Origin of the sequence: Nocardioides sp. GCM10023255, from assembly GCF_042653125.1 — a bacterium.
Classification (GTDB): domain Bacteria; phylum Actinomycetota; class Actinomycetes; order Propionibacteriales; family Nocardioidaceae; genus Nocardioides.
Map to the genome: position 1 here is coordinate 715,705 of NZ_JBHSHU010000003.1, position 26,235 is coordinate 741,939.

Genomic DNA, 26,235 nt, shown 5'->3' on the forward strand with positions numbered 1-26,235 from the left:
GGGGGTCGCGCCCACCTCGGGAGGAGTGGGTCGAGATGGCAGGAACGCTGCACCACGCGCCGCGGCGCGAGGGGGATCCGTCCCTGGCCGCGGCGATCGTCAGGGCGGCCGTCACGCTGGTGCTGGTGACGGCGGTCGTGGCCGCCGGGCTGGCCGGGGCCACCTGGGTCGCGTCGCGGGCACTGGTGGGCCTGCTGGGGTAGTCAGACCTCGGTGCGCCCGTCGTCGTCCTTGTTGCGCAGCCCGATCTTGTTGCCGAGCCAGACCAGCGGGTCGTACTTCCGGTCGACCACGCGCTCCTTCATGGGGATGATCGCGTTGTCGGTGATCCTGATGCCCTCCGGGCAGACCTCGGTGCAGCACTTGGTGATGTTGCACATCCCGATGCCGGCGGCCCCCTGGGCCAGGGTCCGACGGTCGTGGGTGTCGAGCGGGTGCATGTCGAGCTCGGCGTAGCGCAGGAAGAACCGCGGGCCGGCGAAGGCCGGCTTGTTCTCCTCGTGGTCGCGCACCACGTGGCAGGTGTCCTGGCACAGGAAGCACTCGATGCACTTGCGGAACTCCTGGCCGCGCTCCACGTCGATCTGCGCCATCCGCCGCTTGCCGTCGTCGTCGCGAGGCGGCGGCGCGAACGACGGCAGCTCCCGCGCCTTCTCGTAGTTGAAGGACACGTCGGTCACCAGGTCGCGGATCACCGGGAACGTGCGCATCGGCGTGACGGTGATGGTCTCGGAGGGGTCGAAGTCCGAGAGCCGGGTCATGCACAGCAGCCTCGGCCGGCCGTTGATCTCGGCACTGCAGGAGCCGCACTTGCCGGCCTTGCAGTTCCACCGGATCGCCAGGTCGCCGGCCTGGGTGGCCTGCACGCGGTGCAGCGCGTCCAGCACGACCTCCCCCTCGGACACCTCCACGGTGTAGTCGCCGAGGTCGCCGCCGTCCTGGTCGCCGCGCCAGATCCGCATCTTCAGGTCGTAGCCCACGTCCGTCCCCCTCAGTCGAAGTACTTCTTGAGCTCGTCCGGCATCACCGGGAGCGGCTTCTCGTGCAGGTCGACGCCGCTGCCCTCGGCGTTCAGGCTCACCACCAGGTTCTTGGTGCCCCAGACCTCGTGGTCGGTCTGCGGGAAGTCGTCGCGCGTGTGGCCGCCGCGCGACTCCTCGCGCGCGAGGGCCGCCTTGGCGATGGCCTCGCTGACCAGCAGCATGTTGCGCAGGTCGATCGCGAGGTGCCAGCCGGGGTTGTACTGCCGGTGTCCCTCGACCGACATGTGCCTCGCCCGCTCCTTGAGCCGCTCGATCTCCTGCAGCGACAGCTCGAGCTCGGCACGGGTGCGGATGATGCCCACCAGGTCGTTCATCGACTGCTGCAGGTCCTGCTGGATCGTGTAGGGATTCTCGGCCCCCTCGACCTCGAACGGCGCCAGCGCGCTCTGCTCGGCGGCCTTGACGTCGGTGTCCGAGACGGCCGGTCGCGTCCCGCCCAGCCCGTCGGCGTACGAGGCAGCCGCCTCGCCGGCCCGGCGGCCGAAGACCAGCAGGTCGGAGAGCGAGTTGCCGCCGAGGCGGTTGGAGCCGTGCATGCCGCCGGAGCACTCCCCCACCGCGTAGAGGCCGGGCACGGCGGCGAGCTCGGTGTCGGGATCGACCTCGACGCCACCCATGACGTAGTGGCAGGTCGGTCCGATCTCCATCGGCTCGGCGGTGATGTCGACGTCGGCCAGCTCCTTGAACTGGTGGTACATCGACGGCAGCCGCTTGCGGATGAACTCCGGGCTCCGGCGCGACGCGATGTCGAGGTAGATGCCGCCGTGCGGCGTCCCGCGGCCCGCCTTGATCTCGGAGTTGATGGCCCGGGCGACCTCGTCACGCGGCAGCAGCTCCGGTGGCCGCCGGTTGTTCGCCTTGTCGTCGTACCACCGGTCGGCCTCCTCGACCGTGTCGGCAGTCTCCGCCCGGAAGAACTCCGGGATGTAGTCGAACATGAACCGCTTTCCCTCGGAGTTCTTCAGGACGCCGCCGTCGCCGCGCACCGACTCCGTGACCAGCAGGCCCTTCACCGACGGCGGCCAGACCATGCCGGTCGGGTGGAACTGCACGAACTCCATGTTGATCAGGCTGGCGCCGGCCCGGAGCGCGAGCGCGTGGCCGTCACCGGTGTACTCCCAGGAGTTCGAGGTGACCTTGAAGGACTTGCCGATGCCGCCGGTGGCGAGCACGACGCTGGGCGCCTCGAAGACGACGAACCGGCCGGTCTCGCGCCAGTAGCCGAACGCGCCCGAGATCGCGCCCGTGCCGCCGACGGAACCGTCCTTGAGCAGCTCGGTGACCGTGCACTCCATGAAGACGTCGATCCCCAGCGCCACCGCCCGCTGCTGGAGGGTCCGGATCATCTCCAGGCCGGTGCGGTCGCCGACGTGGGCGAGGCGGGCGTACTTGTGGCCGCCGAAGTCGCGCTGGGAGATCAGGCCGTCGTCGGTGCGGTCGAACAGCGCCCCCCAGTCCTCGAGCTCCATCACCCGCTCGGGCGCCTCCTGGGCGTGCAGCTGGGCCATCCGCCAGTTGTTGAGCATCTTCCCGCCACGCATGGTGTCGCGGAAGTGCACCTCCCAGTTGTCCTCGGGCCAGCGGTTGCCCATGGCCGCCGCGATGCCGCCCTCGGCCATCACCGTGTGCGCCTTGCCGAGCAGGGACTTGCAGACGATGGCCGTGCGCGCGCCCGCGTCGTGCGCCGCGATCGCGGCCCGCAGGCCCGCGCCCCCGGCGCCGATCACGACGACGTCGTAGCGGTGGCGCTCCAGCCCTCCGGCCTCGGTGCCCGACATCTCGTTGCCGGTCATCGGGTGACGGTCACTCATCAGCTGACTCGTTCCTTTAGAAGAAGCGCGGGTCGTCGAAGACGTCGGTCGCGAGCAGGTAGATGTAGAGGTCCACGATCGCGACGGAGAACAGGGAGTACCAGGCGTACCGGGCGTGGTCGGCGTTGAGCCGCGACACGAAGGTCCACATCCTGTAGCGGACGGGGTGCTTGGAGAAGTGCCGCAGCCGGCCGCCGGTGATGTGCCGGCAGGAGTGGCACGACAGCGTGTAGAGCCAGATCAGCACCACGTTGGCCACCATCAGCACGGTCCCGAGGCCCATGTGGATCCCGTCGGACTCCCCCTCGGCCGGCCCGAAGGCGAGCAGGGCGTCCCAGGTGAGGATCAGCGCGACGACCACGGCGGCGTACCAGAAGTAGCGGTGGATGTTCTGCAGGATCAGCGGGAACCGGGTCTCACCGGAGTAGGCGCCGTGCGGCTCGGCCACCGCGCACGCCGGCGGGGAGAGCCAGAAGGCCCGGTAGTAGGCCTTGCGGTAGTAGTAGCAGGTCATCCGGAAGCCCAGCGGGAAGATCAGGATGACCAGCGCCGGGGACAGGCTCCACCAGCTGAGCGGCTGGCCGAAGTCGGACGAGCCCGCCACGCAGGAGTCGGTCAGGCAGGGCGAGTAGAACGGCGACAGGTAGGGCTCGGCGAAGTAGTCGCTGCCCGCGAAGGCGCGCCAGGTCGCGTAGACCACGAACGCCGTGAACACCACGAACGTCGCCAGCGGGTAGAGCCACCACCGGTCGGTGCGCAGCGTCCGCACACCGATGCGGGCCCGTTCGGGCCCGTCCACGCCTCTTGCCGAACGAGCGTCCGTCGACGCCATCGCCACCTCCGGTGGGCTTCGCAGGTCGGGTGCTGGGGCATGAGTCTGCACACAATGACCCCGATGTGAAAGGGGCCACACCGCTGGGGCCGGGACCCGCGTCCCCGGAGTTCACGCGACGGCCACGCGGAGTCAGCCCGCACGTCTCCTGGCCGGGACAGGCTGCAGCCATGAGGATCACCCTCGTCGCGGACGCCTTCTACCCCGCCGTCGACGGCCGGACCCGGACCGTCAAGGCGGTGGCCGACGGCCTGGTCGACACCGGGCACGAGGTCGGCATCGTCGCTCCCGGGCCCGGGCTCGGCTCCTACCGGCGCAGCCCGGTCCTGCGCACCGGGAGCCGGTTGCGGGTCGGCGCCCAGGTGGCGTCGGCACTCGCCGGCCTCGCACCGGACGTGGTCCACGTGGCCGCCACCGGTCCGCTCGGCGCGGCGGCACGCCAGGCGGCGCATCGGCTGCGGATCCCGACGTACGACCAGGGCGGCGGCTGGCTCCCCGGCGTCGACACGGACGCCTTCAACCCCGGACTGCGCGACCCGTGGCTGCACGCACGCTGGTCGCGCGCCCGCTCACGCAGCGGGCACCGGCGGCACGGGGGGCCGCTGGTCGTGGTGGGCTTCGCGGGCTCCCTCGAGGCCCACCACGGCGCACGCGCCCTCGCGGCCCTCGCCACGTGCCGGGGATCCGTCCCGTCGTGATCGGGGACGGGTCGCTGCGCGGCTGGCTGCGCAGCCGGCTGCCGGACGCGGTCTTCAACGGCGACCTCCACACCGGCCACCTCGCCGTGGCCCTCGCCTCGCTGGACCTGCTGGTCCACCCCGGCGCGGAAGAGGGCTGCTGCCACGCCGTCCGTGAGGCGGCAGCGAGCGGCGTCCCCGTCGTGGCCGGCCGCCCGGACGGCGGCCTCAGCGTGGTGCGCCACCTGGAGACCGGCCTGCTCCACGACCCGGAGGACCCGCGTGCACTGGCCCGTGCGGTCGCCGCGATCGCGGCGGACCCGCACCGGTCGCTGCTCGGACAGCGGGCCCGGGAGCTCCTGACGGCCCGGACCTGGCGGGTGGCCGTCGACGAGCTGGTCGAGCGGCACTACCGCCCGCTGGCCTGCCGCGAACCGCGGATGGCGCTGCCGGCCTGACCTGACCGCCCGGTAACCGGACGTATCTCACACGCCCCGCGGTCATTGGAGGGAACTCCGGACGGTACCGTGGCGTCTCGTGGCAACGACGACCCTTGTCAAGGGAGCGCGCTCGACGCGCTCGACCATCGCCCTGAAGATGCTGATGGCGGTCAGCGGCATCATCTTCATCCTCTTCGTGCTCCTGCACATGTACGGCAACCTCAAGGCCTTCGCCGGCCACGACGCCTACAACGAGTACGCCGAGCACCTGCGCACCATCGGCGAGCCGATGCTGCCGCGCGAGGGCCTGCTGTGGGTGATCCGCGCGGTGCTGGTCGTCTCGCTGGTCGTGCACGTGTACGCCGCGGTGACGCTGTGGCACCGCGCCGGCAAGGCCCGCACGGTGAAGTACCAGGTGAAGAAGAACGCCGCCTCGTCGTTCTCCTCGCGCTTCATGCGCTGGGGCGGGCTGACGCTGCTGATCTTCATCGTCTGGCACCTGCTGAACTTCACGATCGGCAAGGTGAACGTCTCCGGCGGCGCCACCAACGACCCGTACAACCTCCTCGTCGACTCCTTCGACGTGTGGTGGCTGACGCTGATCTACCTGGTCGCCATGGCCGCTCTCGCGCTGCACCTGCACCACGGTGTGTGGAGCTCCGCGCAGACCCTCGGCCTCACCAACAACGCCAAGGCGCGCCGCAACGCGAAGACCCTGGGCTGGATCGTCGCGGTGGTCATCGCCGGCGGCTTCTCCCTCGTCCCGGTCTTCGTCCTCGCCGGCGTCATCACCAAGTAAGGGCTGCCCATGACTGAGTTCCCGGACACCACCACCACGTCCGACCCCTCCCACGACGCACCGGGCGAGCACGGCGACGACGCCGTCGGCTACTACCGCCCCGGTGACCCGATCGCCGACGCCAAGGCGCCGGGCGGCCCGATCAGCGACCGCTGGAGCACCCGCAAGTTCGAGGCGCGCCTGGTCAACCCGGCCAACCGCCGCAAGCTCTCGGTGATCATCGTCGGCACCGGCCTGGCCGGCGCGTCCGCCGCCGCCACCCTCGGCGAGGCGGGCTACCAGGTGAAGTCCTTCTGCTACCAGGACTCCCCGCGCCGGGCCCACTCGATCGCGGCCCAGGGCGGCATCAACGCGGCCAAGAACTACAAGGAGGACGGCGACTCGGTCCACCGTCTCTTCTACGACACGGTCAAGGGCGGCGACTACCGCTCGCGCGAGTCGAACGTGTATCGCCTGGCCGAGGTCAGCGTGAACATCATCGACCAGTGCGTCGCCCAGGGCGTCCCCTTCGCCCGCGAGTACGGCGGCCTGCTCGACAACCGCTCCTTCGGCGGCGTGCAGGTCTCCCGCACCTTCTACGCGCGCGGCCAGACCGGCCAGCAGCTGCTGCTGGGCGCCTACCAGGCGCTCGAGCGCCAGGTGGCGGCCGGCACGGTCACGACGTACACCCGGCACGAGATGCTCGAGCTGATCGTGGTCGACGGCAAGGCGCGCGGCATCATCGCCCGTGACATGGTCACCGGCGAGATCGAGACCCACCTCGCCGACGTCGTGGTCCTGGCCAGCGGTGGCTACGGCAACGTCTTCTACCTGTCGACCAACGCGATGGGCTGCAACGTCACCGCCTCGTGGCGTGCGCACCGCAAGGGCGCCTACATGGCCAACCCCTGCTACACGCAGATCCACCCCACCTGCATCCCGGTCTCCGGCTCGCACCAGTCGAAGCTGACCCTGATGTCGGAGTCGCTGCGCAACGACGGCCGGATCTGGGTGCCGAAGAACCAGGCGGACTGCACCAAGGACCCCCGGGAGATCCCGGAGGAGGACCGCGACTACTACCTCGAGCGGATCTACCCGTCCTTCGGCAACCTGGTCCCCCGCGACATCGCCTCGCGTGCGGCCAAGAACGTCTGCGACGAGGGCCGCGGCGTCGGCCCCGAGGTCGACGGCGTCCGCCGTGGCGTCTACCTCGACTTCAGCGCGGCGATCGAGCGCCTGGGCAAGGCCGGCATCGAGGAGAAGTACGACAACCTCTTCGACATGTACGAGCGGATCACGGGTGAGAACCCCTACGAGGTGCCGATGCGCATCTACCCCGCCGTGCACTACGTGATGGGCGGCCTGTGGGTCGACTACGACCTGCAGTCCACGATCCCGGGCCTCTTCGTGACGGGCGAGGCGAACTTCTCCGACCACGGTGCGAACCGCCTCGGCGCCTCGGCGCTGATGCAGGGCCTGGCCGACGGCTACTTCGTCCTCCCCCACACGATCCGTGACTACCTGGCCGACGGGCCCTTCGAGAAGGTCGCGGAGGACCACCCGGCGGTCGTCGAGGCCCAGCAGTCGGTGCGGTCGCGGATCGACCACTTCCTGAACAACAACGGCACCCGCAGCGTCGACTCCTACCACCGCGAGCTCGGCAACATCATGTGGGAGTACTGCGGCATGGAGCGCAGCGAGGACGGCCTGAAGAAGGCCATCGATCTCATCCGCACCCTCAAGGACGACTTCCACCGCAACGTGAAGGTCCTCGGCACCAACGAGAGCGTCAACCAGTCGCTGGAGAAGGCCGGCCGCGTGGCCGACTTCTTCGAGCTCGGCGAGCTGATGTGCATCGACGCCCTGAACCGTCGTGAGTCCTGCGGCGGCCACTTCCGGGCCGAGTCGCAGACCGAGGACGGCGAGGCGCTGCGCCACGACGAGACCTTCGCCTACGTCGCCGCGTGGGAGTTCGCCGGCGACGGCGAGCTGCCCGTCCTGCACAAGGAAGACCTCGTCTACACCGCCATCGAGATGAAGCAGCGGAGCTACAAGTGAGACTCACCCTCAAGATCTGGCGCCAGGCCGACGCGGCCTCCCAGGGCGCCATGCACACCTACGAGCTCGACGGGGTCTCCGAGGACATGTCGTTCCTCGAGATGCTCGACGTGCTCAACGAGGACCTCATCGCCAAGGGCGAGGACCCGGTCGCGTTCGACTCCGACTGCCGCGAGGGCATCTGCGGCATGTGCGGCCTGATGATCAACGGCCAGGCGCACGGTCCCGAGGTCACGACCACCTGCCAGCTGCACATGCGGTCCTTCAAGGACGGCGACGAGATCGTGATCGAGCCCTGGCGTGCCGACGCGTTCCCGGTGATGAAGGACCTCGTCGTCGACCGCGGCGCCTTCGACCGGATCATCCAGGCCGGCGGCTACATCTCGGTCAACACCGGCTCGGCCCCCGAGGCGCACTCGGTGCCGGTCCCCCGCGACGACGCGATGCGCGCGTTCAACGTGGCCACCTGCATCGGCTGCGGCGCCTGCGTCGCGGCCTGCCCCAACGGCTCGGCCTCGCTGTTCATGGGCGCCAAGGTCACCCACCTCGGCGAGCTCCCGCAGGGTCAGCCCGAGCGCGACACCCGCGTGGTCAACATGGTCGCCCAGCACGACCACGAGGGCTTCGGCGGCTGCACGAACATCGGTGAGTGCACCGCCGCCTGTCCCAAGGAGATCCCGCTCGACGTGATCTCCCGCCTCAACTGGGACCTCCACGCCGCGATGCGCCACGGCCACTGAGCCGTCGCGGCCGCACGCCGAGACCGACCCGTCGTCCGATGGACGACGGGTCGGTGTCATTTCGCGGTGAAGACGCGACGGGTCGGCGCCCTCCGGCGTCAGGAAGCGACGGGTCGGCGCAGGATCTTGAGGGCCAGGCGGGCGAGGACCACCGCGATGACGAGGTCCACGACGATCAGGACCGTGTGGGCGACCCAGTAGCCGGTCGGGCGGTCCTCCCCCGCGGCGTGCGCCGCGGAGAGGTTCTTGGCGAACATCAGCCAGATCACGACGTTCCAGGCGGCCACGGCGAGCAGCAGCCAGCCGTGCTTGCGCTCGAGCTTCACGAGTCGTCCTTCGAGGGTCGGTTCCTGAGTACGGCGACCGCGGCGAGCGCCGTGGCGCCCCCGGCGGCGAAGGGGACGACCCAGCCGGCCCGGGTCGCCCCGGACGAGGTCGCCCCGGACGAGGTCGTCCCGGTCGCGACCTCGGTGGAAGGGACATCCGCGGAGGCGGCCGCCTCGGAGCGGGTCACCTCGGTCAGGGCGGGCGTCTGCGGCCCCTGCAGGGGCGCCGCCGGCTCCGCCACCCGCTGGGCGCGGGCCGCCGCGGAGGTGTGGGCCCAGGCCGCGGCGTAGAGCACCACCCGGGAGAAGTAGTTGATCCAGACCAGCACGATGAGCGCGATCCCGAACGCCTGGAACGCCGGGTTGCCTTGGGCGGACCTGATCAGCAGCCCGGAGACCTGCTTGAGGGCCTCGAACGCGACCGCGCCGAGCAGCGCGCCCGACCACAGGGAGCGGCGCGGGGTGCGGGGCTCGGCGAGCAGCACGAACATCGTGAAGAACAGCAGCATGTTCGCGGCGAACCCGAGGACCACCGTCAGGAGCTTCACCAGCCAGTCGAGCTCGCTGCCGAGCCCGACCCATTCGAGCAGGTCCTGGGAGAAGCCGCCGACCAGTCCGGCGACGGCGACGGAGAGGAGCAGGATCAGTCCGATGAGGGCCAGCGTGGCCAGGTCGCGCAGCTTGCCGAGCAGGAAGCTCGGCTGCTCCCTCGCCGGCACCTCGAAGACCACCACGAGGGCGTCGCGCATCGCCGCCAGCCAACCCAGGCCGGAGTACAGCAGGATGACCGCACCGACGGCCCCGAGGGTCGCCGCGGCCGCCTCGATGTCATGGATCTGGACCTGGTTGTCACCGGTCCCCACCAGGCCGGGCATGACGCTGTTGAGCGCCCGGCGCAGGTCGCCGCGCGCCCCGTCGTACACCTTGGCGATCCAGCCGACGACGAAGAACGAGAGCGCCAGGATCGGGAAGAACGACAAGAACCCGAAGTAGGTGACCGCGCCCGCCTGCTGGGCCGCCTTGACCGCGCCGTAGTGCTCCTGCGTGCGCACGGCGTGGTCGACCAGCGGTCGGCGGGCACGCACGGCGGCGAGCCGCGCGGCGACGCGCTGCTTCAGGGACGGCATCGCGTCAGTGGTCGTGGCCGGCCAGGCGGAAGTCGCGGGTCGGCTGCCAGCCTGCCTGCTCGTCGTGGACGTAGAGGTGGAAGTCGTCGACGGCGAACTCGCACTCGAAGTCGGCGAGGTCCTCGAACGCCTGGTCGAGGAGCTCGTCCGCGAGGTGGTGGGCCACGGTGACGTGGGGGTGGTAGGGGAAGGCGATGTCGACGTCGAGCGGGCCGCGGCGCACGGCGCCGGCCAGCTGCTCGCAGGAGGAGATCCCCTCGGCCACGGTGACGAAGACGACCGGCGAGACCGGGCGGAAGGTCCCCGTGCCACGCAGGTGCACACCGAAGCGCGGGGAGTCGGCGGCGACCTCCTCGAGGTGCTTCTCGATGGTCACCAGGTCGTCGTCGGACACGTCGGTCGGCGGCACCAGCGTGATGTGGGTGGGGATCATCGTCGCGGTCGTGTCACCGATGGCGGTGCGGTAGTCCTGCAGCTGCGTGGCCCAGGGCTCGGGGATGGCCAGCGCCACTCCGATCGTCGGCATCTAGGTCGTCCCTCCTCGCGTCACGGCGTCCACCGACCCTACTGGGCGGGGGCGACGAAGCCGACCCGCTGGTAGACGTCGCGCAGGGTCGCCTCGGCGACGGAGTTGGCCCGCTCCGCGCCGCGGCGCAGCACCTCGGTGAGGTGGGCCTGGTCGTCGAGCAGCTCGAGGGTCCGCTCGCGGAACGGCGTGACGAAGTCGACGACCACCTCGGCCAGCTCCTTCTTGAGGTCGCCGTAGCCGCGGCCCGCGAAGTCGCCCTCGAGCTCGACGATGGGTCGGCCGGTCAGCGCCGAGTAGATGGTCAGCAGGTTGCTGACCCCGGGCTTCTCCTCCGCGTCGAACCGGATCTCCGACCCCGAGTCGGTCACCGCGGAGCGGATCTTCTTCGCGCTCGCCTTCGGGTCGTCGAGCATCTCGATGATGCCGGCCGGGGAGGACGCGGACTTCGACATCTTCGAGGTCGGGTCCTGCAGGTCGGCGATCTTCGCGGTGGCCTTCAGGATGTAGGGCTCGGGCAGCCGGAAGGTCTTCTTGTAGCGGTGGTTGAACCGCTGGGCGAGGTCGCGGGTCAGCTCGAGGTGCTGGCGCTGGTCCTCGCCGACCGGGACGAAGTGCGGTCGGTAGAGCAGGATGTCGGCCGCCTGCAGGACCGGGTAGGTGAACAGCCCGACGCTGGCGGCGCCCTCACCACCCTTGGCGGACTTGTCCTTGAACTGCGTCATCCGGCGCGCCTCGCCGAAGCCGGTCAGGCACTGCAGGATCCAGCCCAGCTGCGCGTGTGCGGGCACCTGGCTCTGGATGAAGATCGCCGAGCGCTCGGGGTCGATGCCCATGGCCAGCAGCTGGGCGGCGGCGCGCAGGCAGCGCTCGCGCAGCACCTTGGGGTCCTGCTCGACGGTGATCGCGTGCAGGTCGGCGATGAAGAAGAACGGCTGGTAGTCCTCCTGCAGGTCCACCCACTGGCGCAGGGCGCCGAGGTAGTTGCCGAAGTGGAACGAGTCGGCCGTGGGCTGGATGCCCGAGAGCACGCGCGGCCGGGCGGTCCCCGAGGCCGCAGCGGTGACCTCGGGTGCGGTTGCGGTGGACATGCCCCCATTCTCCCCGATCACCTCGTGACGTGCTCATCCGGGGAGGCGCCCGGTCGGCAGCGGGTCAGCCGGGGGCACCGGTCCCGGCGGCGGCCGGGACGGACTCCCTCGAGGGCGGGATGTTCTGGTTGTGCCGGAACACGTTGGTGGGGTCCCACGCGTCCTTGATCGCCTGCAGCCGGGCGAACTTCTCCGGCCCGAACGCCGCCTCCACCCGGCCCAGTCCCTCCTCGCCGATGAAGTTCAGGTAGGCGTTGCCGGTCGTCCACGGCTTCATCGCCGCCGCCAGCTCCCGGATGAAGCCGATGTTGCGCTCGTCCTCGGCGTGGTCGGGCGGCCACATCCCCAGGTAGTGCAGGTTGTACGGCGCCTGCCGCTGCCCGAACGCGGTCTCGTCCTCGCCCACCCGCGAGATCGCCCCGCCGCCCTGGACCAGGATGATCTGGGTCATCGGCGAGGGCGCCGGCTGGGCCTGTGCCACCAGCCGTTCGACAGCCTCGTCGGGCAGCTCGGCCAGGAAGTCGCCGCTCCAGTAGTTGTGCATCCCCGACGGGTTGGCCTGGTCGAGCAGCTGCTGGACCGCGGTGTAGGGCATCGGCTGCACCAGGTCGACCGCCGGCGGGCCGAAGTCCCGCAGCGGAGCGAGGAACGCGTCGCCCTCCTCGATGTCGCCCGCCCAGCAGACGATGACACCGGCGGCCGGCTGGCCGCGCGCCGGCTCGGGGACGAACTCGGCCGGGGGCGCGGTGACCAGCGCGACGCCCGAGCCGAGGGCGTCGGGCGCGTCCTGCACCAGGTCCCTCCAGAACGCGATCAGGTCACGGGCCAGGAAGCCGGGGTACAGCAGCATCCCGCCGAGCACCAGCGGACCGACCTCGTGCAGGCCGAAGGTGAACTCGGTGACCACGCCGAAGTTCCCACCGCCACCGCGCAGCGCCCAGAACAGGTCGGGGTTCTCCTGGGCCGAGGCGGTCACCACCCGTCCGTCGGCGGTCACCACCTCCATCGACAGCAGGCTGTCGCAGGTCAGCCCGCACCGGCGCTCGAGCCACCCGCTCCCCGATCCCAGGGTGAGCCCGGCCACCCCGGTGGTGGTGACCCGGCCCCCCGTCACCGCCAGGCCGTGCTGCTGGGTCGCCGCGTCGACCTGCCCCCAGGTCGCCCCGCCGCCGACCCTGGCGATCCGCTCCTCGGGGAGCACCTCCACGGCGGCCAGGGCACGCAGGTCCAGGCACACAGCGCCGTCGACCACCGCGGAGCCGATCACGCCGTGGCCACCGCCGTACACCGTCAACGGCTGGGCTGCGTCCACGACGGATCGCACCGCCGCCGCCACCTCCCCGGTGTCCGAGGGACGCAGGATCCGGTCCGGTCGGCGGTCGACGAGTCCGTTGAAGACGCGTCTGGCCTCGTCGTAGCCGTGGTCTCCGGGTCGCACGGTCAGTCCGGCGTAGGGCTGGGTCATGGTGCACCTGCTTCTCCCCCGCCTGGGCCTCCCCCCATTGGAGTCCTGCGACGGTGGGGGCGCCATCGCCCGTCTTGGGGACCTGTGGCCGCGTTGCCACGGGTTGACCGCTTGCCGTTGCGGACGGGTCGCGGGCAGGGTTCGGCCATGGCGCAGGCACCCACGCTCACCGACGGCACCGTGACCATCCGCCCGCACCGGGCCGACGACGCGCAGGGCGCGTACGAGCAGAGCCAGGACCAGAGGTCGCAGCGGTGGACGCAGGTGCCGCTGCCCTACTCCATGGAGCACGCCCACACCTTCGTCGGCGAGATCATGCCGAAGGGCTGGACGGACGACTCGGAGTGGGGCTTCGCGGTCGAGGTCGACGGACGGTACGCCGGCACGATCTCGCTGCGCCCCGAGGGGGCCGAGCGGGCCGAGGTGGCGTTCGGGTCCCACCCCTGGGTGCGCGGCACCGGCGCCATGGAGCGGGCGCTGCGGCTGCTGCTGGAGTGGGGGTTCACCGAGCAGGGCCTGCGGACCGTGGCCTGGTGGGCCAACCGCGGCAACTGGGCGTCCCGCAAGCTGGCCTGGCGGCTGGGCTTCTCCTTCGACGGCACGCTGCGTTCCTGGCTGCCGCAGCGCGGCGAGCTGCTCGACGGCTGGGTCGGCGTGCTGCTGCGCGACGACCCGCGCGAGCCCCGGACGACCTGGCTCGACAACCCGGTGGTGGAGGGTGACGGCGTCCGGCTGCGGCCGTTCACCGAGGCGGACGTGCCGCGGGTCGTCGAGGGGATCGGCGACGCCGACACCCAGTACTGGCTGGCGTTCATGCCGCGGGACCCGGGCGAGGCCGAGGGCCGCGCCTACCTGGAGACCGTCCAGGAGCGACTCGCGTCCAACCAGACCATCACCTGGGCCTTCTGCGCGGCCGACGACGACCAGCTGCTGGGCGTGGTGGGGCTCTACCGGATGGACGGGGCGCCCGAGGTCGGTTACTGGGCCCACCCCGAGGCACGCGGTCGCGGCCTCACCACGCGCGCCGCCGGGCTGGCCGTCCGGCACGCCTTCGAGACCCTCGGCCTCGAGCGGCTGTCGGCGTACGCCTCGGTGCCGAACGTCGGCTCCCGACGGGTCCTCGAGGCGCTCGGCATGCGGCCGATCGGCCTGCACCGGCTCGCCGCCCGCACCGGCGACGGCACGGCGGTCGACCTGGCCGCCTACGACCTGCTGGCCACCGAGGTCCGCTCGCGCACGTGAACCGCCGCCGAGGCGAGGATCACCAGCAGGCCGGCGGCCGAGAGCGCGACCCCGACGAGGGCCGGCGCGCGGTAGCCGAGGCCGGCGGCGATCACGAGCCCGCCGAGCCACGCCCCGAGCGCGTTCGCCACGTTGAGGGAGGCGTGGTTCATCGCCGCACCGAGGGTCTGCGCGTCGCCCGCGACGTCCATCAGCCGCAGCTGCAGGTTGACCACCAGCACCGAGCCCAGGACGGTGATCAGGAAGACCGGCACCAGCGACCACCAGCCGTGCGGTGCGAGCACCCAGAACAGCGCCAGCACCAGTCCCATGCCCCCCGACCCGATCAGCAGCGACCGGAAGATCGACCAGTCAGCCAGCTCGCCCGCCAGCCAGGTGCCGGCGACCATGCCGAGGCCGAAGACGAAGAGGGCGACCGGGACCGACGACTCGGACAGGCCACCGACGTCGGTCAGCGTGGGTGAGATGTAGGAGTAGACCGCGAACATCCCGCCGAAGCCGATGGCGCCGGCGAGCAGGGTCAGCCAGACCTGCGGCTTGGAGAACGCCGCCAGCTCACGGCGTCCGGTGGCCTCCGGGTCGCCGGGGCACGACGGCACGAACGCCAGGACCATCACGACGGTGAGCAGCGCGAGCGCGGCCACGGCGAAGTACGCCGACCGCCAGCCGAGGTGCTGCCCGAGCCAGGTGGCGGCGGGGACACCGACCACGTTGGCGACCGACAGCCCGAGCATGACCAGGGCGACCGCCCGGCCCTTGCGACCGGCCGGCGCCATGGTGGCGGCCACCAGCGAGGCCACGCCGAAGTAGGCACCGTGCGGGAGGCCGTCGAGGAAGCGCGCCACGAACAGCAGGTGGAAGTCGGTGGCCAGCGCGCTCGCGGCGTTGAACACGGCGTAGGCCAGCATCAGCGCGACCAGCAGGCCGCGGCGGGGCCACTTGGCCCCGAAGAACGCCAGGAGCGGGGCACCGACGACCACCCCCAGCGCGTAGGCCGAGATCAGGTGGCCGGCGCTCGGGATGGAGGCGTCGACGCCGTCCGCGACCTGGGGCAGCAGGCCCATCGTCACGAACTCGGTGGTGCCGATGGCGAAGCCGCCCATCGCGAGGGCGAGCACGGCCAGGAAGAAGTGGCCGGCGGGCGCGGCGGTCTCGGTGGGGGCGGGTGCGGTCGTCGTCATGACGGAAGGTGAGTCTTCCTGGTCGGGTGCGAGGGGCGGGCTGACGGCGTACGCAGCACTCCCAGTGTCCAACCACCCCGCCAGCGGGTCCTATTCCTCGCTGACCCGCACGTGCCGGCCCGGCCGCGACCGGGCGGGCTCGGGCCGCCGCAGGGCGGAGCGTCCCGCCTCGCGCTCCCGGCGAGGCGCGAGCACGAGCGTCTCGTAGAGGTTGAGGGCGACGTCGACGACCAGCTTCCCGGAGCAGAGCAGGACCACCGGCCAGAGCGTCGCTCCCCCGGCCCCGTCCGGGTGCTCGACCAGCATCGCGGCCCCCACCAGGGCGCCGACCTGCAGGACCCCGAGCCGGGCGTAGGGCAGCGCGATGACCGCGCGGCCACTGATCAGGTCCCGGTCGCCGTTGCCGAACCAGCCCAGCCACAGGGCGACGAGGTGTCCGGCGGCGATGCCGCTCGCGGTGAGCGCCCACTGCCAGGGGCCACCGTGCACCCCCGTCTGCTGGGCGAGGTCGAAGGCGATCGCACCCTGGCCGGCGGTGAAGGCGCCGTAGTGGAGCCCGAAGACGAACGGGTTCGTGACCGTGAAGCTCCAGCGGCTGTCCCGTGCGGTCGCGACCTTGACGGTGCTCACCAGCCAGAACACGACGTTCTCGCACCAGTAGACGAGGAACACGTCCCCGAGCGTGAGGTCGCCGCGCAGCACCGACCACACCGGCACCAGGTTGCCCGCCACGATGGCGGCCGAGGCAAGCACCCGCGCCCGGGCCGGGGGCAGTGCGAGCCCCGCGTGGATGAGCGCGCCCGGCACCAGCCAGCGCAGCAGCTTCGTCATGACGTCCCCCGAGTCGGCGCCGGTCGTCGTGCAGAATGCCGAGTCGGCGCTGTCGGCCCCTCGCAGGAGGTGCGACAGCGCCGACTCGGCGGGTGGGTCAGAGCGTGGCGAGGGCCTCGTTCAGCGTCGTCGAGGGACGCATCACGTGGTCGGCCTTCTCGTCGTCCGGCTGGTAGTAGCCGCCGATGTCGGCCGGCGAGCCCTGCACGGCGACGAGCTCCTCGACGATCTGCTGCTCCTTGCTGCTCAGCGTCTCGGCGAGCGGCTTGAACGCGGCGGCCAGCTCGGCGTCGTCGGACTGGTTCGCCAGCTCCTGGGCCCAGTAGAGCGCCAGGTAGAAGTGCGAGCCGCGGTTGTCGATGCCGCCGAGCCTGCGGGTCGGCGACTTGTCCTGCTCGAGGAACGTGCCGGTGGCCCTGTCGAGGGTGTCGGCGAGGACCTTCGCGCGCGGGTTGTCGGCGTACCCCGCGAGGTGCTCGAAGGACGCGGCGAGCGCGAAGAACTCACCGAGGCTGTCCCAGCGCAGGTAGTTCTCCTTGACCAGCTGCTGGACGTGCTTGGGCGCCGAGCCGCCGGCGCCGGTCTCGAACAGGCCGCCGCCGTTCATCAGCGGGACGACCGAGAGCATCTTCGCGCTGGTGCCGAGCTCGAGGATCGGGAACAGGTCGGTGTTGTAGTCGCGCAGCACGTTGCCGGTCACCGAGATGGTGTCCTCGCCCCGGCGGATCCGCTCGAGGGAGTACGCCGTGGCCTCGGCCGGGGCCATGATCTCGATGGTCAGGCCCTCCGTGTCGTGCTCGGGGAGGTACTCCTCGACCTTCTTGATCAGGTTGGCGTCGTGGGCGCGGTGCTCGTCGAGCCAGAAGACGGCCGGGGCGCCGGTCGCCCGGGCCCGGGTGACGGCGAGCTTGACCCAGTCGCGGATCGGGGCGTCCTTGGTCTGGCAGGCACGCCAGATGTCGCCCGGCTCGACGTCGTGCTCGATCAGCACGTCGCCGGCGCTGTTGACGACCTGCATCCTGCCGGCCGCGGGGACCTCGAAGGTCTTGTCGTGGGAGCCGTACTCCTCCGCCGCCTTGGCCATCAGGCCGACGTTCGGCACCGAGCCCATGGTCGCGGGGTCGAAGGCACCGTGGGCGCGGCAGTCGTCGATGACGGTCTGGTAGACGCGGGCGTAGGACGAGTCCGGGATCACCGCGAGGGTGTCGGCCTCGTTGCCGTCGGGGCCCCACATGTGGCCCGAGGTGCGGATCATCGCCGGCATCGAGGCGTCGATGATGACGTCGGACGGCACGTGCAGGTTGGTGATGCCCTTGTCGGAGTCGACCATCGCCATCGCGGGACCGTCGGCCAGGCCGGCCTCGACGGCGGCCTTGATGGCCTCACCCTCGGGCAGGTCCTTGACCGCGCCGAGGAGCGCGCCGAGGCCGTCGTTGGGCGAGATGCCCGCGGCGGCCAGCGCCTCGCCGTACTGCTCGAAGAGCGTGGGGAAGAACGCCTGCACGACGTGGCCGAAGATGATCGGGTCCGAGACCTTCATCATCGTGGCCTTCAGGTGCACCGAGAACAGCACGTCCTCGGCCTTGGCGCGGGCGATCTGCTCGGTGAGGAAGCGGCGCAGCGCGGCGACGTTCATGAACGTGCCGTCCACGACCTCGCCGGCGAGGACCGACACGTTGTCCTTCAGCACGGTCTCGGTGCCGTCGGCGGCGACGTGCTTGATGGTCAGGGTGTCGTCGGCCGGGATCACCACCGACTTCTCGTTGGAGAAGAAGTCGTCCTTGCCCATGGTCGCGACGTTGGTCTTCGAGTCCGGCGTCCACGTCCCCATCCGGTGGGGGTGTGCCTTGGCGTAGTTCTTCACCGAGGCGGGCGCGCGGCGGTCGGAGTTGCCCTCGCGCAGCACCGGGTTGACCGCGGAGCCCTTGACCTTGTCGTACTTCGCCCGGATCTCCTTGTCCTCCTCGGACTGCGGGTTCTCGGGGTAGCTCGGGAGGTCGTAGCCCTTCTCCTGCAGCTCCTTGATCGCGGCCTTGAGCTGCGGGATGGAGGCGGAGATGTTCGGCAGCTTGATGATGTTGGCCTCGGGCTTGGTGGCCAGCTCGCCGAGCTCGGCGAGGGCGTCGTCGAGGCGCTGCTCCTCGGTGAGCCGCTCGGGGAACTGCGCGATGATCCGGCCGGCGAGGGAGATGTCCCGGGTCTCGACCTCGACGCCCGCCTGGGCGGCGTACGCCTGGATGATCGGCAGGAAGGAGTACGTCGCGAGCAGCGGCGCCTCGTCCGTGTGCGTGTAGATGATCTTGGCCATGGGCTTCGGCGACTCCTGAGACGAGGGGTTATTTCTTGACGTCAAGATACCTGACGGGTGCGACCCGATCAGCGTTGCACCCGTCCGCGCTCCCGGCAACGACGGTCCGGCGGCACTAGAGTTGCCCGTGGGTCCCGACCGCCGGGGCCGTGTGTGCACGGGGAGGCCCACCCGATGGCAGAGATGTCCACCACCGCCCAGAAGCTCGCCGCCGAGATCCTCGGCTCGTTCGTCCTGGTCTTCTTCGGCTGCGGCACCGTCCTGGTCAGCGGCGGCGACTACGTCGGCACGGCGTTCGCCTTCGGCCTGACCGTCCTGGTGATGATCTACGCCGTGGGCCGCGTGTCCGGTGGCCACTTCAACCCGGCGGTCTCGATCGGCGCCGCCATGGGTGGCCGGATGTCGTGGAGCCAGGTCCCGGTGTACGTCGCCGCCCAGCTCGGCGGTGCCCTCGCGGCCGGGCTCGCGCTGTTCACGCTCATGCACGGCTTCAGCGGCTTCGACGCCGAGGGCAACATGGGCCAGAACTCCTTCGGCGACGCCGGCAGCGGCTACGCCTGGTGGGCGGCGTTCCTGCTCGAGATGCTGATGACCGCCGTCTTCGTGTGGGTCATCCTCGCCGTCACCGACCCCCGCAACGAGCACCCCGCGCTGGCGCCGCTGGCCATCGGCCTGTCGCTCACGATGATCCACCTCGCCTCGATCGGCGCCACCGGCACCTCGGTGAACCCGGCACGCTCGATCGGGGTCGGCGTCTTCGCCGGCACCGACGCGGTGGTGCAGCTCTGGCTGTTCATCCTCGCGCCGCTGGCCGGCGCGGCGATCGCGGGCACGACGTACGCCCTGCTGTTCGGCCAGGGCAGCGAGCCCGTGCCCGGCTCCGGTCTCAGCTTCTCGCGGCCGGCACCCTCCGCGGTGCCCGGCTACGGCGCCCCGGACGCCTACCAGCAGGAGTGGAACCAGGAGAACCCCGCCGTCCAGGCCCAGGCCGCCGAGGCCCAGGCGCAGGCCGCGCAGACCCCTCAGGACCAGCAGGGCCAGCAGGCGGGCTGGGGCAGCGAGCCGATCATCCAGGACGGCTGGCAGTGGGACCCGCAGACCCAGCAGTGGATCCCCGCGCAGCAGCCGCAGGCGCCCCAGCAGGGTGGCCAGCAGTGGCCGCCGGCCGACGGCGACCAGGGCACCCAGATCCGCCCGCCCGGCCAGTGAGCTGAGCCCGCGGCCGGCGGGCGTTCGTGGACCGGTCTGCATACTGGACCGAGATGACCGAGCACACCAGCCAGCGGTTCGGGATCGACTGGCTCACGACGGTCTCGGGAGCCCTCGCGGCGGTGTCGTCCGCCGTGCTGCTGTCGACCCTCGGCGCGGCCGGCACCATCGTCGGGGCCGCGCTCGGCAGCGTGGTCGCGACGGTCGGGGGCGCGGTCTACCGGCAGGGCCTCGGTCGTAGCCGCGAGCACCTGACCCGGGCCCAGGCCGCCGCCCGGCGCAAGGTCGGGATCGCCCAGGCCGAGGTGCAGATGGCGGAGAGCCGGCACGAGGCCGGCGACCACTCCGTCGACGCGGGCCTCACGCGCGCCCAGCGGCGGCTGGCCGAGGCCGAGCGCGACCTGGCCGAGGCGGGTGGCCGGGCTCCGAGCGGCCCCGGCTGGCGGGAGCGCTTCACCGGTCTGCCGTGGAAGCGGATCTCGGTGGTCGCCGCCGGGCTGTTCGCGGCCACCGTCGTCGCGCTCACCGCCTTCGAGCTCGTGGCGGGCGAGCCGGTCTCGGCGATCACAGGTGGCACCGACGGGGACGGTGGCACCACCATCACCCGCATCGGAGGCGGCTCACACGGCTCCTCGGACAACGGCGACCAGGCGCCGAGCGACGAGCAGACGTCGCCGACGGACGAGCCCACGGACGCGCCCTCGGTGCAGCAGACGCCCTCGGAGGAGCCGTCCGTGCTGCCCTCGGACACGCCGTCCGGCTCGAGCAGCACCAGCCCGTCGCCGACACCGGCGGCTCCGACCACGACCGCGCCCACGTCTCCGTCCGCGCCCGCCGCGACCGCGCCCACGGAGTGATCCCGGGCCTCGACCTCAGTCGTGGGTCTGCGCCACCAGCTCCGTGCTCCCGGTCCCGCCCGCGACGGTCTCGACGTACACGAGGCCGACCCCGGGTGCGTAGTACCTGCGCTCGACCAGGCCCGGGTCCAGCAGCGAGCTGTCCTCGGTCTGCACCAGGTCGTCGTACTCCCCCAGCGGGACGGTGCGCTGCTCGTTGACCGACAGCACCTCGGACCGGTCCTCGGCGACCCCCGGCGCGCGCTCCTGGGCGTAGCCGTCGCCGACCCGCGGCCGGGCGGCCATGACCAGCCCGGCCTCGGCCCCGTCGACACCGGCCTCCCACGAGCCGCTGCCGGAGCCCCGCCGTCCGGACGCGCTCTCGCCGAGCTTCCACACGTTGCCGTCGACGTCCTGGGCGTACCACGCGGACGACGTCGACACGACCTTCCCGTCGGCACCGGTCACCACGTCCCGCACGACGGTCGTGGACACCCCCTGCACGACGCGGGTCCGGTCGGTGACCGTGACGACCTCGGTGCGGGCGTCGCCCTCCCCCGTCCGCCGGTAGGTCCAGACAGTTCCCGGCTCGAGGGGGAACCAGCGGTTGTCCACGTGGTCCACGAAGTCGCGGGGGTCGGCCGAGGGCGTCGGGATCTCCAGGCCGTCGACGCCCGACGGGGCCACCGTGGGCGGTCCGCCGGCGCACGACGTGGTCGCGATCGCCGTCACGGCCGCGGCGCCCGCCGCGGCGAGCACGCGGCGTACGCCCGGGCCGGTCCCCCTGCTGGTCATGGCAGCAGCATGGCGCACGGGCGGTGCCCGGCCGCGCGGACCTCCGTCGCAACGCCCCCGGGCGCGCTGCTAGCGTCGGCCCGAGATCCACCCCGTCTGCCCGGACCCGGGCACGCCGTCCGACAAGGAGTCCACGTGAGCTCTACTCCCCTCAAGGTGGCCGTCACCGGTGCCGCCGGCCAGATCGGCTACAGCCTGCTCTTCCGCCTCGCCAGCGGCGCGCTGCTGGGCGCGGACCGTCCCATCGAGCTGCGGCTGCTGGAGATCACCCCGGCGCTGAAGGCCCTCGAGGGTGTCGTCATGGAGCTCGACGACTGCGCGTTCCCGACCCTGGCCGGCGTCGAGATCGGCGACGACGCCAACACCATCTTCGACGGCGCCAACCTGGCCCTGCTCGTCGGCGCCCGCCCCCGCACCAAGGGCATGGAGCGCGGCGACCTGCTGTCCGCCAACGGCGCCATCTTCACCGCCCAGGGCAAGGCGCTCAACGAGGTGGCCGCCGACGACATCCGCATCGGCGTGACCGGCAACCCGGCCAACACCAACGCCCTGATCGCGATGTCGAACGCCCCCGACATCCCGCAGGAGCGCTTCTCCGCGCTGACCCGCCTCGACCACAACCGGGCGATCTCGCAGCTGGCCGCCAAGACCGGCGCCGCGGTCACCGACATCAAGAAGATGACGATCTGGGGCAACCACTCGGCCACCCAGTACCCCGACGTCTTCCACGCCGAGATCGGCGGGCGCAACGCCGCCGAGGTCGTGGGCGACCAGGCCTGGATCGAGAACGACTTCATCCCGACCGTCGCCAAGCGCGGCGCCGCGATCATCGAGGCGCGGGGCTCGTCCTCGGCCGCCTCCGCCGCGTCCGCCACGATCGACGCCGCGCGCGACTGGCTGCTCGGCTCCCCCACCGACGACTGGGTGTCCATGGCGGTCGCCTCCGACGGCTCCTACGGCGTCCCCGAGGGCCTGATCTCCTCCTTCCCCGTCACCACCAAGGACGGCAGCTGGGAGATCGTCCAGGGCCTCGAGATCGACGACTTCTCCCGCTCGAAGATCGACGCCTCGGTCGCCGAGCTCGCCGAGGAGCGCGACGCGGTCACGGAGCTGGGCCTGATCTGACGCCGACCCGTCGCAGCTCGACGGCTCAGGCACCTCGACCCGTCGCTGCTTCACGTCTCGCCGACGTGAAGCAGCGACGGGTCGATGCGTTTCTCGGTGAAGCTGCGACGGGTCGACGCATCTCCTGGTGAAGCTGCGACGGGTCGATGCGTTTCCCGGTGAAGCTGCGACGGGTCGGCGTCAGACCGGCTGGTTGGGGATGCTGCTGGCCAGGAAGATCAGCAGCACGCCGACCCCGCCGAGCATCAGGCAGTCGACGAGGCGGTGGCGTACGGCGAGCATGCCCGCCTCGCGCGCGGGCAGCACCAGGCGCACCGCGGCGGCGAAGAGGAGCGCGGCGGCGATCCACCGGATGCCGAGCCGCCAGTCACCGGTCCAGACGATGCCGATGCCGACCGCGGTCACCGCCAGCACGCCGAGGTAGAACATCCCCCCGAGCGTGGAGGGGTGACGCCGACCCTCGACGGGGTCGGCGTCCTCCGCAGGCAACGAGGGCTCGGCCACCGGCTGCCCGACCGTCAACCCCGGGCCTTCTCGGCCATCGACACGATGTTGGACAGCAGCATCGCGCGCGTCATCGGCCCGACGCCGCCGGGGTTCGGCGACACCCAGCCGGCGACCTCCCAGACGTCGTCGGCCACGTCACCGGCCAGCTTCCCGTCCACCCGGGAGACCCCGACGTCGAGCACCGCCGCACCCGGCTTGACCATGTCGGCGGTGATGATCCCGGGGACCCCGGCCGCGGCCACCACGATGTCGGCCTGCCGCACGTGGGCGGCGAGGTCGCGGGTTCCGGTGTGGCACAGGGTGACCGTGGCGTTCTCCGAGCGACGGGTCAGCAGCAGCCCGAGCGGCCGCCCGACGGTGACGCCGCGGCCGACTACCACGACCTCCGCACCGGCGATCTCGACGTCGTGGCGACGCAGCAGCTCGACGATCCCGTGGGGGGTGCACGGCAGCGGCGCCTCGGTGCCGAGCACCAGCCAGCCCAGGTTCGTGGGGTGCAGGCCGTCGGCGTCCTTGGCGGGGTCGACCAGGCCCAGCACGCGGTTCTCGTCGCGACCCTTGGGCAGCGGCAGCTGCACGATGTAGCCGGTGCAGGCCGGGTCGGCGTTGAGCCGGTGGACCGCCTCCTCGATCTCCGCCTGGGTGGCGGTCGCGGGCAGGTCCACCCGGATCGACTCGATGCCGACCTCGGCGCAGTCCTTGTGCTTGCCGTTGACGTACCACCGCGAGCCCGGGTCGTCGCCCACCAGGACCGTGCCGAGGCCGGGGACCACGCCCGCCTCGCGCAGCGCAGCCACCCGCGCCTTGAGCTCGTCCTTGATGGCCGCGGCCGTCGCGGAGCCGTCCAGCTTCTGTGCGGTCATGCGGGTCCCTTCCGGTGGGGACGTCATGCGAGACGTGGGTCCTAGGCCACGAACCGTATGACGTTGTGCTCGGATCAGTGAAAGAAGTGTCGCGTTCCGGTGAAGTACATCGTGACGCCCGCGGCTCGGGCCGCCTCGATGGTGAGCTCGTCGCGCACCGATCCGCCGGGCTGCACGATGGCGCGCACGCCCGCGTCGATGAGGATCTGCGGGCCGTCCTCGAACGGGAAGAAGGCGTCGGACGCCGCCACCGAGCCGGCGGCCCGCTCCCCCGCCCGCTCCACCGCGAGCCGGCACGAGTCGACCCGGTTCACCTGGCCCATGCCGACGCCGACCGAGGCGCCGTCCTTGGCGAGCAGGATCGCGTTGGACTTCACCGCGCGGCAGGCCTTCCACGCGAACGCGAGGTCGGCCAGCACCTCCTCAGAGGCCGCCTCACCGGTGGCCAGGGTCCACGTCGAGGGGTCGTCCCCCTCGGCGTCGACGTGGTCGCGCTGCTGCATGAGCAGCCCCCCGGAGATCGGGCGCGTCTCGACGTCGCCCCGGCCCAGCGGCCCGCACACCAGGAGCCGGATGTTCTTCTTCGCCGTCAGCACCTCGACGGCGCCGTCGTCGTACGCCGGGGCGACGACCACCTCGGTGAAGACCTCCGCCACCTGGGTCGCCATCTCGACCGACACCGGCACGTTGGTCGCGATCACGCCACCGAACGCGGAGACCGGGTCGCACGCGTGCGCCCTGCGGTGGGCCTCGGCGACGTCGGCGCCGACGGCGATGCCGCACGGGTTCGCGTGCTTGATGATCGCGACCGCCGGCTCGTCGAAGTCGTACGCCGCCCGGCGCGCGGCGTCCGCGTCGACGTAGTTGTTGTAGGACATCTCCTTGCCGTGCAGCTGGGTCGCCTGCGCGAGGCCGGTGCCGAAGCCGTTGAGGTAGAGCGCGGCGCTCTGGTGCGGGTTCTCGCCGTACCGCAGCACCGCGGCCTTGTCCCACGTCGCGCCGACCCACGCAGGGAAACCCTGCCCGTCGGAGGTGTCGGTCAGCACGTTGCCCATCCAGGAGGCGACGGCGACGTCGTAGGTCGCGGTGTGCACGAACGCCTCGGCGGCGAGCCGCTGCCGCTCGGCCAGCGTGAAGCCGCCCTCGGCGGCGGCGCGGAGCACGTCGGCGTAGCGGTCCGGCGAGGTCACGATCGCGACCGAGGGGTGGTTCTTCGCGGCGGCACGGACCATGGAGGGGCCGCCGATGTCGATCTGCTCGACGCACTCGTCGGGTGCGGCGCCCGAGGCGACCGTCTGCGTGAACGGGTAGAGGTTGGAGACCACCAGGTCGAAGGGCTCCACCCCGAGGTCGGCGAGCTGCTGGACGTGGGAGTCGAGGCGGCGGTCGGCCAGGATGCCTGCGTGCACCTTCGGGTGCAGGGTCTTGACCCGGCCGTCGAGGCACTCGGGGAAGCCGGTGAGTTCCTCCACCTTCGTCACCGGGAGGCCCAGCCCCTCGATCAGGGCCGCGGAGCCGCCGGTCGACACCAGCGCCACGCCGGCGTCGTGCAGCCCGCGGACGAGGTCGTCGAGTCCTGACTTGTCGTAGACCGACACCAGGGCCCGCTTGAGCGGAATGCGCGACTCAGGGCTGTCCGACATGCACTTCTCCTCATCGATGTGTGGATCGTCCGATGAGGGCACCCAGGCGTTCGATGCTCTCCGTCCCCGCGAGCGGGGCACTCCCCGGTGGTGACCCCACCTGCGCCAGTCGTGTGCGGCCCAGACTAGTGGACCGGGGCCCCGAAGCTCACCTTGCGGCCGGTGACCGTCCAGCCCTGCCGGGCCATCCGGCCGATGCAGGCGACCAGCATCTGCCGCTCAGCGACCTTGATCCGCTCGTGCAGGGACTCCACGGTGTCGTCGTCCTCCACCGGCACCACCGCCTGGGCGAGGATCGGCCCGGTGTCCACGCCCGCGTCGACCACGAAGAGCGTCGCGCCGGTGACCTTCACGCCGTACTCCAGCGCGTCCGCCGGGCCGTGCATGCCCGGGAACGACGGCGACAGCGCCGGGTGGGTGTTGACGGTCCGGCCGCCGAAGCGCTCGAGGAACTCCTCCCCCACCAGCTTCATGAACCCGGCCAGCACGACCACGTCGGGCTCGAAGCCGGCGACGGTGTCGGCCAGCGCGCGGTCCCAGTGCTCCCGGCTGGTGAACTGCCCGACCTTCTTCACGAACGTCGGGATCCCGGCGCGCTCGGCCCGGGCCAGCCCCTCGATGTCGTCGCGGTCGGCGCCGACGGCGACCACGCGGGCGCCGTACGCCGGGTCCGCGCACGCGTCGATCAGCGCCTGGAGGTTGGTGCCGGAGCCCGACACGAGCACGACGAGACGCGCGGGGTTCGGGGTCGGCACGCGCCGCAGTCTAACGAGCGCCGGCG

The 26,235-nt window shown here is 71.6% G+C and carries 26 protein-coding genes; 10 read left to right on the forward strand and 16 right to left on the reverse strand.

Translation table 11 applies throughout. From position 1 onward, the window contains the following. The first annotated feature begins 35 nt into the window (after nt 1-35). Nucleotides 36-203, forward strand: coding sequence for a hypothetical protein (locus tag ACFO9I_RS07230; RefSeq protein ID WP_379179245.1), 168 nt, complete (start codon nt 36-38; stop codon nt 201-203). Here ACFO9I_RS07230 and ACFO9I_RS07235 read toward each other — a convergent pair whose 3' ends face one another. From ACFO9I_RS07235 to ACFO9I_RS07245, 3 genes are read right to left on the reverse strand one after another with little or no spacing between them, the layout of a single operon-like run. After that, nucleotides 204-980 carry a succinate dehydrogenase/fumarate reductase iron-sulfur subunit gene (locus ACFO9I_RS07235; RefSeq protein WP_379179247.1) on the reverse strand — a complete coding sequence of 259 codons (777 nt, stop codon included), beginning with the start codon at nt 978-980 and terminating at the stop codon, nt 204-206. Between the two features lie 11 nt (nt 981-991). Further along, nucleotides 992-2,854 carry a fumarate reductase/succinate dehydrogenase flavoprotein subunit gene (locus ACFO9I_RS07240; RefSeq protein ID WP_379179249.1) on the reverse strand — a complete coding sequence of 621 codons (1,863 nt, stop codon included), beginning with the start codon at nt 2,852-2,854 and terminating at the stop codon, nt 992-994. Nucleotides 2,855-2,870: 16 nt separating this feature from the next. Beyond that, a complete protein-coding gene (locus tag ACFO9I_RS07245) occupies nt 2,871-3,653 on the reverse strand; it encodes a hypothetical protein (protein ID WP_379179251.1) in 783 nt (260 codons plus the stop codon). Between the two features lie 203 nt (nt 3,654-3,856). Between ACFO9I_RS07245 and ACFO9I_RS07250 the strand changes: the two genes are divergently transcribed. The 5 genes from ACFO9I_RS07250 to ACFO9I_RS07270 all read left to right on the forward strand — a co-directional run bounded on the left by ACFO9I_RS07250 (nt 3,857) and on the right by ACFO9I_RS07270 (nt 8,379). Continuing rightward, nucleotides 3,857-4,384, forward strand: a complete 528-nt coding sequence (locus tag ACFO9I_RS07250) for a glycosyltransferase (protein WP_379179253.1) — start codon at nt 3,857-3,859, stop codon at nt 4,382-4,384. After that, nucleotides 4,381-4,821 (forward strand): glycosyltransferase, encoded by a 441-nt coding sequence (locus ACFO9I_RS07255; protein ID WP_379179255.1) that lies wholly within the window; start codon nt 4,381-4,383, stop codon nt 4,819-4,821. Before ACFO9I_RS07250 ends, ACFO9I_RS07255 begins: the two co-directional genes overlap by 4 nt. Before the next feature lie 79 nt (nt 4,822-4,900). Beyond that, nucleotides 4,901-5,602 carry a succinate dehydrogenase cytochrome b subunit gene (locus ACFO9I_RS07260; protein ID WP_379179257.1) on the forward strand — a complete coding sequence of 234 codons (702 nt, stop codon included), beginning with the start codon at nt 4,901-4,903 and terminating at the stop codon, nt 5,600-5,602. A 9-nt stretch (nt 5,603-5,611) separates the two neighbouring features. Beyond that, a complete protein-coding gene (locus tag ACFO9I_RS07265; RefSeq protein WP_379179259.1) occupies nt 5,612-7,639 on the forward strand; it encodes a fumarate reductase/succinate dehydrogenase flavoprotein subunit in 2,028 nt (675 codons plus the stop codon). Beyond that, entirely contained in the window at nt 7,636-8,379 is a 744-nt protein-coding gene (locus ACFO9I_RS07270; RefSeq protein ID WP_379179261.1) for a succinate dehydrogenase/fumarate reductase iron-sulfur subunit, read from the forward strand. Before ACFO9I_RS07265 ends, ACFO9I_RS07270 begins: the two co-directional genes overlap by 4 nt. Before the next feature lie 98 nt (nt 8,380-8,477). On the opposite strand, the gene ACFO9I_RS07275 is transcribed toward ACFO9I_RS07270, so the two are convergent. The 5 genes from ACFO9I_RS07275 to ACFO9I_RS07295 all read right to left on the reverse strand — a co-directional run bounded on the left by ACFO9I_RS07275 (nt 8,478) and on the right by ACFO9I_RS07295 (nt 12,914). Next, nucleotides 8,478-8,705: an SCO4848 family membrane protein gene (locus ACFO9I_RS07275; protein ID WP_379179263.1), complete on the reverse strand. Its 228-nt coding sequence runs from the start codon at nt 8,703-8,705 to the stop codon at nt 8,478-8,480. Further along, on the reverse strand, nt 8,702-9,832 hold the full coding sequence (locus tag ACFO9I_RS07280) for a YihY/virulence factor BrkB family protein (RefSeq protein ID WP_379179265.1): 1,131 nt from the start codon (nt 9,830-9,832) through the stop codon (nt 8,702-8,704). The genes ACFO9I_RS07275 and ACFO9I_RS07280 overlap by 4 nt, the downstream gene beginning before the upstream one ends. 4 nt (nt 9,833-9,836) lie before the next feature. Continuing rightward, a complete protein-coding gene (locus tag ACFO9I_RS07285) occupies nt 9,837-10,358 on the reverse strand; it encodes a 2'-5' RNA ligase family protein (RefSeq protein WP_379179267.1) in 522 nt (173 codons plus the stop codon). Between the two features lie 38 nt (nt 10,359-10,396). Then, nucleotides 10,397-11,449, reverse strand: coding sequence for a tryptophan--tRNA ligase (trpS, locus tag ACFO9I_RS07290; protein WP_379179269.1), 1,053 nt, complete (start codon nt 11,447-11,449; stop codon nt 10,397-10,399). 64 nt (nt 11,450-11,513) lie between these two features. Next, nucleotides 11,514-12,914 carry an FAD-binding oxidoreductase gene (locus tag ACFO9I_RS07295; RefSeq protein ID WP_379179271.1) on the reverse strand — a complete coding sequence of 467 codons (1,401 nt, stop codon included), beginning with the start codon at nt 12,912-12,914 and terminating at the stop codon, nt 11,514-11,516. Nucleotides 12,915-13,061: 147 nt separating this feature from the next. Here ACFO9I_RS07295 and ACFO9I_RS07300 point away from each other — a divergent pair, with 147 nt between their 5' ends. Beyond that, nucleotides 13,062-14,156, forward strand: coding sequence for a GNAT family N-acetyltransferase (locus ACFO9I_RS07300; protein ID WP_379179273.1), 1,095 nt, complete (start codon nt 13,062-13,064; stop codon nt 14,154-14,156). On the opposite strand, the gene ACFO9I_RS07305 is transcribed toward ACFO9I_RS07300, so the two are convergent. The 3 genes from ACFO9I_RS07305 to ACFO9I_RS07315 form a co-directional block, all read right to left on the reverse strand. Beyond that, nucleotides 14,117-15,337, reverse strand: a complete 1,221-nt coding sequence (locus tag ACFO9I_RS07305) for an MFS transporter (RefSeq protein WP_379179275.1) — start codon at nt 15,335-15,337, stop codon at nt 14,117-14,119. The genes ACFO9I_RS07300 and ACFO9I_RS07305 overlap by 40 nt on opposite strands. 90 nt (nt 15,338-15,427) lie before the next feature. Further along, nucleotides 15,428-16,168: a DUF6498-containing protein gene (locus ACFO9I_RS07310; protein ID WP_379179277.1), complete on the reverse strand. Its 741-nt coding sequence runs from the start codon at nt 16,166-16,168 to the stop codon at nt 15,428-15,430. 97 nt (nt 16,169-16,265) lie between these two features. Then, nucleotides 16,266-18,476 (reverse strand): NADP-dependent isocitrate dehydrogenase, encoded by a 2,211-nt coding sequence (locus ACFO9I_RS07315; protein WP_379179279.1) that lies wholly within the window; start codon nt 18,474-18,476, stop codon nt 16,266-16,268. Between the two features lie 174 nt (nt 18,477-18,650). Between ACFO9I_RS07315 and ACFO9I_RS07320 the strand changes: the two genes are divergently transcribed. Further along, nucleotides 18,651-19,685 carry an aquaporin gene (locus ACFO9I_RS07320; RefSeq protein WP_379179281.1) on the forward strand — a complete coding sequence of 345 codons (1,035 nt, stop codon included), beginning with the start codon at nt 18,651-18,653 and terminating at the stop codon, nt 19,683-19,685. A 53-nt stretch (nt 19,686-19,738) separates the two neighbouring features. Beyond that, on the forward strand, nt 19,739-20,542 hold the full coding sequence (locus ACFO9I_RS07325) for a hypothetical protein (RefSeq protein WP_379179283.1): 804 nt from the start codon (nt 19,739-19,741) through the stop codon (nt 20,540-20,542). Nucleotides 20,543-20,557: 15 nt separating this feature from the next. Here ACFO9I_RS07325 and ACFO9I_RS07330 read toward each other — a convergent pair whose 3' ends face one another. Beyond that, nucleotides 20,558-21,316: a hypothetical protein gene (locus ACFO9I_RS07330; RefSeq protein WP_379179285.1), complete on the reverse strand. Its 759-nt coding sequence runs from the start codon at nt 21,314-21,316 to the stop codon at nt 20,558-20,560. Nucleotides 21,317-21,451: 135 nt separating this feature from the next. Between ACFO9I_RS07330 and ACFO9I_RS07335 the strand changes: the two genes are divergently transcribed. Next, the gene (locus tag ACFO9I_RS07335) at nt 21,452-22,441 is read left to right on the forward strand and encodes a malate dehydrogenase (protein WP_379179287.1); all 990 of its coding nucleotides are present in this window, start codon (nt 21,452-21,454) and stop codon (nt 22,439-22,441) included. Nucleotides 22,442-22,621: 180 nt separating this feature from the next. Here ACFO9I_RS07335 and ACFO9I_RS07340 read toward each other — a convergent pair whose 3' ends face one another. The 4 genes from ACFO9I_RS07340 to purN all read right to left on the reverse strand — a co-directional run bounded on the left by ACFO9I_RS07340 (nt 22,622) and on the right by purN (nt 26,218). After that, nucleotides 22,622-22,963: a DUF3017 domain-containing protein gene (locus tag ACFO9I_RS07340; protein ID WP_379179288.1), complete on the reverse strand. Its 342-nt coding sequence runs from the start codon at nt 22,961-22,963 to the stop codon at nt 22,622-22,624. Further along, the gene (locus ACFO9I_RS07345) at nt 22,960-23,811 is read right to left on the reverse strand and encodes a bifunctional methylenetetrahydrofolate dehydrogenase/methenyltetrahydrofolate cyclohydrolase (RefSeq protein WP_379179290.1); all 852 of its coding nucleotides are present in this window, start codon (nt 23,809-23,811) and stop codon (nt 22,960-22,962) included. Before ACFO9I_RS07345 ends, ACFO9I_RS07340 begins: the two co-directional genes overlap by 4 nt. 74 nt (nt 23,812-23,885) lie before the next feature. Then, entirely contained in the window at nt 23,886-25,454 is a 1,569-nt protein-coding gene (gene purH / locus ACFO9I_RS07350; protein WP_379179292.1) for a bifunctional phosphoribosylaminoimidazolecarboxamide formyltransferase/IMP cyclohydrolase, read from the reverse strand. A gap of 125 nt (nt 25,455-25,579) precedes the next feature. Next, entirely contained in the window at nt 25,580-26,218 is a 639-nt protein-coding gene (purN, locus tag ACFO9I_RS07355) for a phosphoribosylglycinamide formyltransferase (protein ID WP_379179406.1), read from the reverse strand. Between the last annotated feature and the right edge of the window lie 17 nt (nt 26,219-26,235).

Bases quoted from the DNA above. Each gene is read 5' to 3' on its own strand.
- ACFO9I_RS07240 (WP_379179249.1), bottom strand. From the start codon at position 2,854: ATGAGTGACCGTCACCCGATGACCGGCAACGAGATGTCGGGCACCGAG.
- trpS (WP_379179269.1), bottom strand. From the start codon at position 11,449: ATGTCCACCGCAACCGCACCCGAGGTCACCGCTGCGGCCTCGGGGACC.
- ACFO9I_RS07300 (WP_379179273.1), top strand. From the start codon at position 13,062: ATGGCGCAGGCACCCACGCTCACCGACGGCACCGTGACCATCCGCCCG.
- purH (WP_379179292.1), bottom strand. From the start codon at position 25,454: ATGTCGGACAGCCCTGAGTCGCGCATTCCGCTCAAGCGGGCCCTGGTG.
- ACFO9I_RS07330 (WP_379179285.1), bottom strand. From the start codon at position 21,316: ATGACCAGCAGGGGGACCGGCCCGGGCGTACGCCGCGTGCTCGCCGCG.
- ACFO9I_RS07285 (WP_379179267.1), bottom strand. From the start codon at position 10,358: ATGCCGACGATCGGAGTGGCGCTGGCCATCCCCGAGCCCTGGGCCACG.
- ACFO9I_RS07345 (WP_379179290.1), bottom strand. From the start codon at position 23,811: ATGACCGCACAGAAGCTGGACGGCTCCGCGACGGCCGCGGCCATCAAG.
- ACFO9I_RS07265 (WP_379179259.1), top strand. From the start codon at position 5,612: ATGACTGAGTTCCCGGACACCACCACCACGTCCGACCCCTCCCACGAC.
- ACFO9I_RS07280 (WP_379179265.1), bottom strand. From the start codon at position 9,832: ATGCCGTCCCTGAAGCAGCGCGTCGCCGCGCGGCTCGCCGCCGTGCGT.
- ACFO9I_RS07320 (WP_379179281.1), top strand. From the start codon at position 18,651: ATGGCAGAGATGTCCACCACCGCCCAGAAGCTCGCCGCCGAGATCCTC.
- ACFO9I_RS07230 (WP_379179245.1), top strand. From the start codon at position 36: ATGGCAGGAACGCTGCACCACGCGCCGCGGCGCGAGGGGGATCCGTCC.
- ACFO9I_RS07295 (WP_379179271.1), bottom strand. From the start codon at position 12,914: ATGACCCAGCCCTACGCCGGACTGACCGTGCGACCCGGAGACCACGGC.
- ACFO9I_RS07315 (WP_379179279.1), bottom strand. From the start codon at position 18,476: ATGGCCAAGATCATCTACACGCACACGGACGAGGCGCCGCTGCTCGCG.
- ACFO9I_RS07325 (WP_379179283.1), top strand. From the start codon at position 19,739: ATGACCGAGCACACCAGCCAGCGGTTCGGGATCGACTGGCTCACGACG.
- ACFO9I_RS07310 (WP_379179277.1), bottom strand. From the start codon at position 16,168: ATGACGAAGCTGCTGCGCTGGCTGGTGCCGGGCGCGCTCATCCACGCG.
- ACFO9I_RS07305 (WP_379179275.1), bottom strand. From the start codon at position 15,337: ATGACGACGACCGCACCCGCCCCCACCGAGACCGCCGCGCCCGCCGGC.
- ACFO9I_RS07250 (WP_379179253.1), top strand. From the start codon at position 3,857: ATGAGGATCACCCTCGTCGCGGACGCCTTCTACCCCGCCGTCGACGGC.